The organism is Algoriphagus antarcticus (genome assembly GCF_002150685.1).
Classification (GTDB): Bacteria; Bacteroidota; Bacteroidia; order Cytophagales; family Cyclobacteriaceae; genus Algoriphagus; species Algoriphagus antarcticus.
This window is the reverse complement of record NZ_MSSW01000127.1, coordinates 1-2,479: the sequence shown is the minus strand read 5'-3', so window position 1 is coordinate 2,479 and position 2,479 is coordinate 1. Positions and strand designations below refer to the sequence as shown.

Here is a 2,479-nt window from a genome sequence, read left to right as displayed (position 1 = left end):
TAGTTAAAGGAGGATATGGTGAAGATATTGATATCGGAAACGTATGGAGCCATACAGAAGATGGTGGATATCTTTCTGATAAGAAAAGCAAGAATGGTCAAGAGAAGAAAGATTGCTGTTCAGGAAATAGTGACTCTAAACAAAAAACTGCTCCTAATGAAATATCTAGAGAAAATGGCCAAGGATATGGATATGTGGGGAATTCTAAAGAAGTTAATAGTATAACGTACTTTAAAATGTCTGATAGAAGAGGAAATACTTTTTGGGTTGATAAGAATTGGAATAGCATGAAAGGAATAAATATGTTTGAATATTTTCCAGGTGGAAGAAAGTTCGGGGAAACAGATATGGGCCAATCAAAACTAGGAATTTATATTCGAGAACATCTTTTGAATCATTTAGATAATATTCTTTGGCTTTGGGGTCCAAAAATGCCTCCTGGATCAATGCCAGGGCAACCTTACTTTGGTCCAGGTCTGCCATTGGAAAACCCAGACTCAGGTAAATCAGAAATTAAGTTATGAAAGATATTATTGATTCTACTTTTAAATTGACCCCAGAAGGCATTCATCTTCTTAGAAATAAATATACTTATCGCTTGATATTATATAGTGAAATAGAGAATGCTTTTTTAAAGAAAGGAAGATCTGTTAAAAATTGGGCAGCTGTATTAATACTTGGGTTTATATGTTTAGGGTTGTTGATGCTGTTTGTTTATTATGTAATAAATAGTGCGTTAGTTCCAGATAAGAGTGTGAGGCTTTTTAATTTATTAGGACACGGGCTAATTGCAATATTGGTATTAGGTGGGATATCTGTATTTTCAATTTATAATGCACTAAAAATGATTCCAGTGATTGAGATTTTGGTAAATGGTAGATTTCACAAATTAAGAATTCTAAGAAATAGAGAAGAGGTATTGAGAGTTTTGGAATATTTGGATTCTCAGGGAGTTCGTGTAATGAAGTAATTGTTTGATAATTATATCTAAAAGTAAATGACATTTTTCTCTCTACTTAAGTGTGTTTGGAATTCCTGACTTCCGGAAAAAAAAAGAACATGTATAGATAGGTGTAGTTTTTATTTACCCTTTTCTATTCTAATTGAATTGTAAGTTAGGTAAACCTTCCAGAAGTATGAAATTTGATTGGCTGAAGAGATTTTGCAATTCCACCCTGATATTTCCACGAATTTACTATTCGCATTAAAAGTTTATTAATGTGGCTTGGTCTTATGCCGTCAAAGACAGAGTCCGAAGCTAAGAAGTAGAGCAGCGCGATAGTGTGGAGGTTAGAGTTTTTGGTAAATATTTCGATCCTGATGGGATGGCGCCGGTAATTATCAACCAAGGCACTGCCAGTCATAGCGACAGTGAGGATAACTCAAAATGAAGTGGCTACTGGGCAGGTTGTTAAGGGAGGGTACGGTGAAGATATTGATATTGGAAGTGTATGGAGCCATACAGAAGATGGAGGATATCTTTCTGATAAGAAAAATAAAAAAGAAAATACTGGTGAACAAAATGAATCGAGGGGAGAACAAACTACTCAAAATTCTTATTCGGAACAGTCAAGTAGTATCCATGATACACAACTAGACTATATGTTTGTTGAATATGTTGGTGCAAATGCTACATTCTATATTGATGGAGGTTACAGTGTATACAAAGGATCGGACGGAAGCTGGTATGTTTCAATAGTTGCTTCAGGTCATACTCCAAATAGCAGAAATGGAGATGTTTATTTTAGGGGAGGAGTAAGTATTACTGTAGATGGAAAAGTATCTCAACTAAAAGAGTTACATGTCCCTACTGGTTCGGTAGTAGGCCCTGCAAATTATCCAAGAGTTTTTATTGGAGGAGTAACAATGCAGCTACCAAAATCGGGAAATATGCAAGTTAATTTAAATATACTGGCATCCGAGTAAAAAAAGTCAGCCAAAATCAGCATTCCTAGAATAGTACAAAATGGGAAAGACGGAACACCTATTTGGTAGTTTCCCCCTTTTGGTGCAAGTTGTGGTTACACACAATAACCAGCCCGATGCAACATACAAAATTATCCGGACAGCCGCTTCCCCTGCTCGGCTTAGTCAAAAGTTCGTGGTGACTGGGTGGAATTTGCAATTCCACCTTCATATCCTTTGGAATTTGTAATTCTAGTCCATTATAATGATCAGACAAAGACAACAAGACTCCCGGCGGCTATGCTACTGCTTGGCTGAATGCCGGGAGAAACCATATCCTGGGGCCATCCCGATCTCAGGAAGTACAGCAGGGCGACAGTGTGGACTTGGGGTTTTTGGAAAATACGTAGATCCAAAGAAATTCAAGTTGTCACCAGCCAGCTTTGTGAGGACAGGCATGGATAAGAAACTGATCCAACAACTCACCGAATATGGTCAGAATCTTACCTCAGGTGGAGTGAATGAAATCGCCATTGCCCATGTGATTGCTTTGGTGATTACTGAGCTGCAACAG

At 37.3% G+C, this 2,479-nt stretch carries 4 protein-coding genes; all 4 read left to right on the top strand.

What is annotated here, in order from left to right; translation table 11 throughout:
• Positions 1 to 524 (top strand): hypothetical protein (locus BVH04_RS25680; protein ID WP_169714521.1); only part of this gene is annotated, 524 nt, incomplete at its 5' end.
• The gene (locus BVH04_RS24875; RefSeq protein ID WP_086544161.1) at positions 521 to 970 is read left to right on the top strand and encodes a hypothetical protein; all 450 of its coding nucleotides are present in this window, start codon (positions 521 to 523) and stop codon (positions 968 to 970) included. The genes BVH04_RS25680 and BVH04_RS24875, both read left to right, overlap by 4 nt.
• A 401-nt stretch (positions 971 to 1,371) precedes the next feature.
• Positions 1,372 to 1,926 carry a hypothetical protein gene (locus BVH04_RS24865; protein ID WP_086544159.1) on the top strand — a complete coding sequence of 185 codons (555 nt, stop codon included), beginning with the start codon at positions 1,372 to 1,374 and terminating at the stop codon, positions 1,924 to 1,926.
• Between the two features lie 244 nt (positions 1,927 to 2,170).
• Positions 2,171 to 2,479, top strand: a 309-nt coding sequence (locus BVH04_RS24860; protein WP_140160673.1) for a hypothetical protein, incomplete at its 3' end; no start/stop codon positions are given.

Coding starts and splice junctions, on each gene's coding strand:
- BVH04_RS24875 (WP_086544161.1), top strand. CDS start 521: ATGAAAGATATTATTGATTCTACTTTTAAATTGACCCCAGAAGGCATT.